The 6,995-nt window shown below is 35.2% G+C and carries 4 protein-coding genes; 3 read left to right on the forward strand and 1 reads right to left on the reverse strand.

The genetic code is table 11. From position 1 onward, the window contains the following. Positions 1 to 27: 27 nt before the first annotated feature. From ACNQGH_RS20725 to ACNQGH_RS20735, 3 genes are read left to right on the forward strand one after another with little or no spacing between them, the layout of a single operon-like run. Entirely contained in the window at positions 28 to 1,263 is a 1,236-nt protein-coding gene (locus tag ACNQGH_RS20725) for a TolC family protein (protein WP_417957923.1), read from the forward strand. 4 nt (positions 1,264 to 1,267) lie between these two features. Beyond that, positions 1,268 to 2,185 (forward strand): efflux RND transporter periplasmic adaptor subunit, encoded by a 918-nt coding sequence (locus tag ACNQGH_RS20730; protein WP_417957924.1) that lies wholly within the window; start codon positions 1,268 to 1,270, stop codon positions 2,183 to 2,185. Between the two features lies 1 nt (position 2,186). Beyond that, positions 2,187 to 5,237, forward strand: a complete 3,051-nt coding sequence (locus tag ACNQGH_RS20735) for an efflux RND transporter permease subunit (RefSeq protein ID WP_417957925.1) — start codon at positions 2,187 to 2,189, stop codon at positions 5,235 to 5,237. Positions 5,238 to 5,372: 135 nt separating this feature from the next. Here ACNQGH_RS20735 and ACNQGH_RS20740 read toward each other — a convergent pair whose 3' ends face one another. After that, positions 5,373 to 6,641, reverse strand: coding sequence for an NRAMP family divalent metal transporter (locus ACNQGH_RS20740; RefSeq protein ID WP_417957926.1), 1,269 nt, complete (start codon positions 6,639 to 6,641; stop codon positions 5,373 to 5,375). Positions 6,642 to 6,995 lie beyond the last annotated feature (354 nt).

Consider the following 6,995-nt stretch of genomic DNA (forward strand, 5'->3'; position numbering starts at 1 on the left):
TTCATTCTTTTTATATAAATTTATGCTATGAAATGGAAGCTTTTACTACTAATCTTGATTTTTTTCAAATCTTTTTCACAAGAAAAAGATTTGGATTACTTCCTTATTAAAGCACAAAATAACGCTCCTTTACTTAAAGACTACAGCAACCAAATAAAATCGGCAACATTGGACAGTTTATTGAACCGGGCCTTTTATAAACCACAAATTACCGGAAATTTTAATGCTAATTATGCACCGGTAATTAATGGTTTTGGCTATGATACGGTCTTAAGTAATGGGCAATCCGTTTCGGGTTTGGTAGGTGTTAATCAAAAGATAATTGGTAAAAATAGAATGGATTCGCAATCAAATTCATTTCAGCTTATTAAAAAAGCGTTGGTTCTGAATCAAAAAATCATTTTAAAGGATTTAAACAAAGCCATTATTTCGCAATACATTTCGGCTTCCGCAAGTGCAGAACAAATTGGTTTCAACCAGAAAATTGCAGCTCTGTTAAAGCAAGAAACACTCGTTCTAAAAAAATTAACCCAAAATGCAGTTTATAGACAGACAGATTATTTGATTTTTACTGCAACGGTGAAGCAACAGGATTTAGTCTTAATGCAATTAAAACAGCAATATCAAAATGATTTGGCTTTGCTGAATTATCTTTCAGGTGAAACCGATACGACTTTTATCAATTTAAAAAAGCCTGAGATCACTTTGAAAAATAGGCAACCTTCGGATAAAATAGTTTTTTTGAAACAATTTGAAGTGGACAGCCTCAAACTTCAGAATCAAAATAAATTCATTGATTACGGTTATAAACCATCCTTGTCTTTATTGGGAGATGCGGGTTACAATTCCAGTTTTGCTTTTCAGGCGTATAAAAATTTTGGATTTAGCGTGGGTTTAGGACTGTCAATTCCTATTTATGACGGAAACCAACGCAGGTTGCAACATCAAAAAAATGATGCCGCATTAGCCACTACTTTAGCCTATAAAAATAATTTCAACAAGCAATACAAACAACAATTATTGCTGTTGAATTTGAAATTGAAACAATCGGCCGACGTTGATATGCAGTTGCAATCACAACTTCTTATCGCTGACGCATTAATTGAAGCCAATAAAAAATTATTGCGTACCGGAGATGCACAAATCACCGAATACAGTATTGCAGTAGGCAATTTAATAGCAATCAAAAATGCCGTTTCCCAAAATAATAGCAACAAACTTCAAATTATAAACGAAATTAATTATTGGAGTTTTAATGACTAATTCTATGAAAAAACCAATTTTGTTTTTTATCCTGGTAACGCTTTTGTTTATTTCCTGCAAAAATAAAAACGAAGGGGAAAAACTCATTGATGCGAGTGTTCCTGTAACGTTAACGACAATCGATACCAGTTCCATTCAGAGTTACATTGATTTAAATGCTACAGCAACCTATCTGGTCAAAAATGTTATAAAAGCAAATGCCACCGGTTATTTAAATTCAGTTAACGTAGCTTCCAATGATTATGTTTCCAATGGGGCAGTATTATTTTCTATAAAAACCCGAGAGGCAAAAGTATTAGGCAATACGATTAATAAAATTGATCCAAGTTTAAATTTTGGCGGAGCCATAAAAGTAAGAGCAAATACAAATGGTTTTGTCACCTCGGTAAATGCGCAACAAGGCGATTATGTTCAGGATGGTGATGCATTAGTAACAATTAATGATGCCAATAGTTTTGCCATCGTACTGAGTTTGCCTTATGAGTTCAAAAAACATGTTTCCATCGGTGAAGAACTATCAGTAATCTTACCGGATAGTACTTTGATAAAAACGAAAGTTCAAAAATACATGCCGACCGTCGATGCCACTTCGCAAACTCAAAGTGTGATTCTAAAAGTCATTGGTACCCATGATATTCCAGAGAATTTAATTGTAAAAGTCAGAATTAATAAAAGTTCAAATCTGAAAACTGTTTCATTGCCAAAAGCAGCTGTTCTTAGTAATGAAACGGAAACGGATTTTTGGATTATGAAACTGATTAATGACCATACGGCCATAAAAATACCGATTAAAAAAGGGCTGGAAACGCCGGATAAAGTAGAAATTCTTTCCCCTGTTTTAACTCCTGAAGATAAAATTTTACTTTCTGGGAATTATGGTGTTGCGGATACAATTAAAGTAAAAGTGAAAAAAGCAGATTGAAATGAATAACTTTTTTGTCAAACATAAAAACGGGTTGAGTGCCCTAATTTTTCTAATTGTTCTGGGAGGCTTTTTCGCGTATTCTAAAATGCAAACGAGTTTGTTTCCGGAGATTACTTTTCCAAAAATAAAAATCATAGCCGATGCGGGACAACAGCCGATTGATAAAATGATGATTACGGTCACAAAACCATTGGAAAATGCCATAAAAAAAGTGCAGGATTTAAAAACGGTCAGAAGTACAACCAGCAGGGGAAGTTGTGAAATTTCGGCATTCATGGATTGGAAAGCGGATATCGATCTAAGTAAAACCAGAATAGAGGAGCAAATCAATCAGATAAAGAATAATCTTCCGCCTGATACACAAATTTCTGTTGAAAAAATGAATCCTTCCATTCTTCCGGTAATTGGATATGCTATAGAAGGAAAAGGAATCTCGGCTATTGAACTCAAAAAGATAGCCAATTATACCATCAAACCCTTCCTTTCTCAAATTGATGGTGTTTCCGAGATCAGGATTATTGGCGGAAAAGAAAAAGAATATTGGTTGTCACTTGATTTTACTAAAATGACAGCATTGGGAATTACGCCAGATGCAGTTACTCAGGTTTTAAGTCAAACTAATTTTATTAAATCCAATGGGTATTTATCGGATTATCGTTATTTATATCTCACCATTACAGATGCTCAGGTTGATAAAAAGGACGAACTCGAAAATTTGGTCATTCGTAATAACGGAAAAGGTATTGTAACCTTAAAAAATATCGCAACTGTTGAAATACGGGAAGCAAAAGAATACATAAAAATAAATGCGAATGGCAAGGAAAGTATTCTTATTGCTGTTCTCAAACAACCCAATTCAAATTTGATTGCACTATCGCAGGCGATGAGTGTGAAACTGGAATCATTAAAAAAAATCCTTCCGAAAAACATAAAAATCACTCCCTTTTATGAGCAGGCCAGTTTTGTAAACGATGCGGTAAAAAGTGTAACGGACAGTTTGTTAATAGGGCTTTTGCTGGCCATAATTGTTGCTGTTTTATTTTTGAAATCGGTCAAAGCGAGCGCTACTATTTTGATTACTATTCCGGTTACTTTAGGGTTAACATTGATAGTTTTGTATATAACCGGGCAAACGTTCAATATTATGACTTTAGGAGCTATTGCAGCGGCTTTAGGGTTGATTATTGATGATGCGATTGTAGTGGTAGAACAAATTCACAGAACGCACGAAGAACATCCTGATGAGCCCACTGTTTCGCTTTTGCAAAAAGCGATTCACTATCTATTCCCGGCAATGGTTGGCTCCTCCATAAGTACGATTGTGATTTTTATACCTTTTGTCTTAATGAGTGGTGTAGCGGGTTCGTATTTTAAGGTGCTAACGGATACCATGATAATCACTTTGATCTGTTCCTTTTTTGTGACCTGGTTATTACTTCCGGTGGTATATTTATTGCTTTCGAAAAAAGAAAATAATTCCGAAACGAAAAGTGAAACTGCGATACATGATGTAAAAACTCAGGGTTGGGTGGCTTATTTTATTGGGAAACCAATAATTAGTATTTCATTTTGTATTATTCTGGTGCTTTCTATTTTTGTTATTCTGCCCAATTTAGAAACTGGTTTTTTACCGGAAATGGATGAAGGCAGTATCATTTTGGATTATGAAAGTCCACCAGGAACTTCCCTTGAAGAAACCGACAGAATGCTCAGAGAAGTAGAAAAAATAATTGTAAAAATACCTGAAGTGCAGGCGTATAGCCGCCGAACAGGAACGCAAATGGGTTTTTTTATAACGGAACCCAATCGCGGGGACTATTTGATTCAGTTAAAAAAAGAGCGAAGTAAAAGTAGTAATGCTATCATTGATGAAATCAGACAAAAGGTAGAAGCGACTCAGCCCGCTTTACGTATTGATTTTGGACAGGTAATAGGGGATATGTTGGGTGATTTAATGAGCTCAGTATCACCAATTGAAGTTAAAATATTTGGAGCTAACCAGGCAGAATTGCAGAAAATAGCCAAAAAAGTAACTGTAATAGTCGAAAAAGTAAAAGGGACAGCCGACGTCTTTGATGGTATTGTTTTGGCTGGGCCATCAGTAAATATTGTGCCCAACTACAGTCAGTTAGCACAATATGGGATCACGCCAGCCGACTTGCAGTTTCAGTTGCAAACGGCACTCGAAGGGAATGTTATTGGAAATTTATTAGAAAATGAACGATTAACTCCCATCAGATTAATCTATAAAAATTCAGAAAAAAGAAGTTTGGAAGACATTAAAAAATTGCAATTGTTTTTACCAAATGGACAAGCCATTCCTATTTCAAGTTTAGTTGCTATTTCAGCTCAAAAAGGAGTCGCTGAAATAGAACGTGAAAATCTTCAGATGATCAGTGTGGTGACCGGTAGACTTGATAACAGGGATTTGGGAAGTGTCATGAAGGATATTCAGATACAAGTTACTGGCGATATCCATTTGCCAAGTGGTTATTATATAGAATACGCGGGAGCCTATAAAGAGCAACAGCAATCTTTCAAGGAGTTACTACTGATTTTAATCGCTTCATCATTATTGGTTTTTGGTGTTATTTTATTTTTATTTCGAGATTTCAGAGTGGCATTGGTAATTCTTTTAATTTCAGTATTGGGAATTTCGGGAAGCTATATTTTGCTTTTTATAACACAAACGCCATTAAACGTAGGGAGTTATACGGGAATTATTATGATAGTTGGCATTATCAGTGAGAATGCTATTTTTACTTTTCTGCAATTTAGAGAAACATTCAAACTGACACAAAATGTCAATGAATCCATAATTTATTCTATTTCAACACGATTGCGCCCAAAATTAATGACTGCACTAGGAGCAATTATAGCGTTGTTTCCGCTTGCAATAGGCGTTGGAACGGGTTCAGAATTACATCAGCCGCTTGCTATTGCAGTAATCGGAGGATTTATAATTGCGATGCCTTTACTTTTGATTGTATTGCCCACTTTATTGTGTTTAGTTTACAAAAAGGAAAAACATTTTACTCATTTTTATTGATTTAAATTTTTCTTTAGACTGTTCCGGTTTTTATTATACGGGTTGGATCGGAAGTATACTAAAAACAACTAAAACAACTAAAACTGATAAAGCCTTATGATGGGGCATGATTCTTTTTTAGCGTTTTTATTTTAATTATCCCAATACTTGCAGGTAAATTAAAGTTGCAGCGGCAACTGTCATAATAATGAATGCTGTAGCCCCCAGAATATTTGCAGTTCTTCCGTTTGTAAATGCTCCCATAACATTTTTGTTGTTTGAAATATGAAGAATTATGGCAATTAATACCGGAGCAGTCAAGCCATAAAGGATTGCAGTATATAACAGTGCTTTTATTGGCGAAATACCAATATAGTTCAAGGATAAGCCTAATATCAATGAAATTGCAATAACAATATAAAATGCTTTTGCTTCATGAAATTTTTTGTCCAGACCTTGTTCCCAACCAAAAGTTTCGGTAATAATGTACGAAAGGGAACCACTTAAAACGGGAATAGCCAAAAGGCCCGTCCCAATAACTCCAATTGCAAAAAGAAGATAGGCTGAATTTCCCGCTAACGGTTTTAACGCCATTGCCGCCTGCTGTACCGTTTCAATCTGATGAATTCCACTTTTGAATAAAACGGTACCGGTAGTAAGAATAATAAAGAACATGACCAGACCAGAAAAAGACATCCCAAAATCGACATCTTCTTTCATATCGTGAATTATTCTTTTGTTCACCATCAAATGCTTTTTCTTGTGTTTCATTTCTTCCACTTCCATCGCTGCCTGCCAAAAGAACAAATAAGGAGATATAGTTGTTCCAAGAATGCCGACAAGAATACTGATATACTCTTTGTTGAATGCTATACTGGGAATAAATGTTGCTTTGAGTATTTCGGACAAATCCTGTTTGTATAAAAAGGGTACAATGAGGTATACCAGAAGAACAAGACAGAGGTATTTAAGCGTTGAAGCAATTTTTTGATACGGCAAATAGACAATCAATACCAACAGAATGATGGTAAAAATAACACTAAAAAAAGTAGCTTCAATAGCGGGAAACAATAAATTGCCTACTGCACCCATTGCTGCAATATCAGCCCCAATGTTCATTACAATTGCGGGAAAACTAAATAGTAACATGAGGTACAAAACAGGTTTTGGATAATTTTTTTTAAGAGTTCCTGTTAAACCCAGTGAAGTAACCAAGCCAATTCTGGCACACATTTGCTGAATCGAAGCCATCAAAGGAAAAGCGATAAGCGCCGTCCATAAGGTGGAGAGACCAAACGCAGCTCCAGCCTGGGAATAGGTAGCAATTCCTGAAGGATCATCGTCACTGGCACCGGTTATAAGTCCCGGGCCGAGCAGTTTCCAAAAACGAAGTAGGGTACTCGATGTTCTTTTTTGGACATTCATTTTTCACCGTTTTTGAGTTATTCGATACCCTACCATGATCAGTAGTAAAAGTACAGCCTTATAATTCATTAATCAAAATTCGCATTCACTGTTTCATGTAATCAGGAATTTAGCTACTTGTTTGTTCGGAAATTCGCCAATGTATTCCCTTTCTTTGCTACTGATAAATTTATGAAAAGTGTTGCGATTCCAAACTAAAAAAGAACGAATTATTTTTTTATAAAAAGTAGTAACAACACTTCGGTAAATAATCACTTATTTCACTAAAAACCAATAAGATAAGTGGTTAAAAATTTGGCAATACCCGTAGATTTTCATATATTGTAAGATTATTCCGTAATTATACAATTTTGA

It is taken from the genome of Flavobacterium kochi, from assembly GCF_048286715.1.
GTDB lineage: Bacteria > Bacteroidota > Bacteroidia > Flavobacteriales > Flavobacteriaceae > Flavobacterium.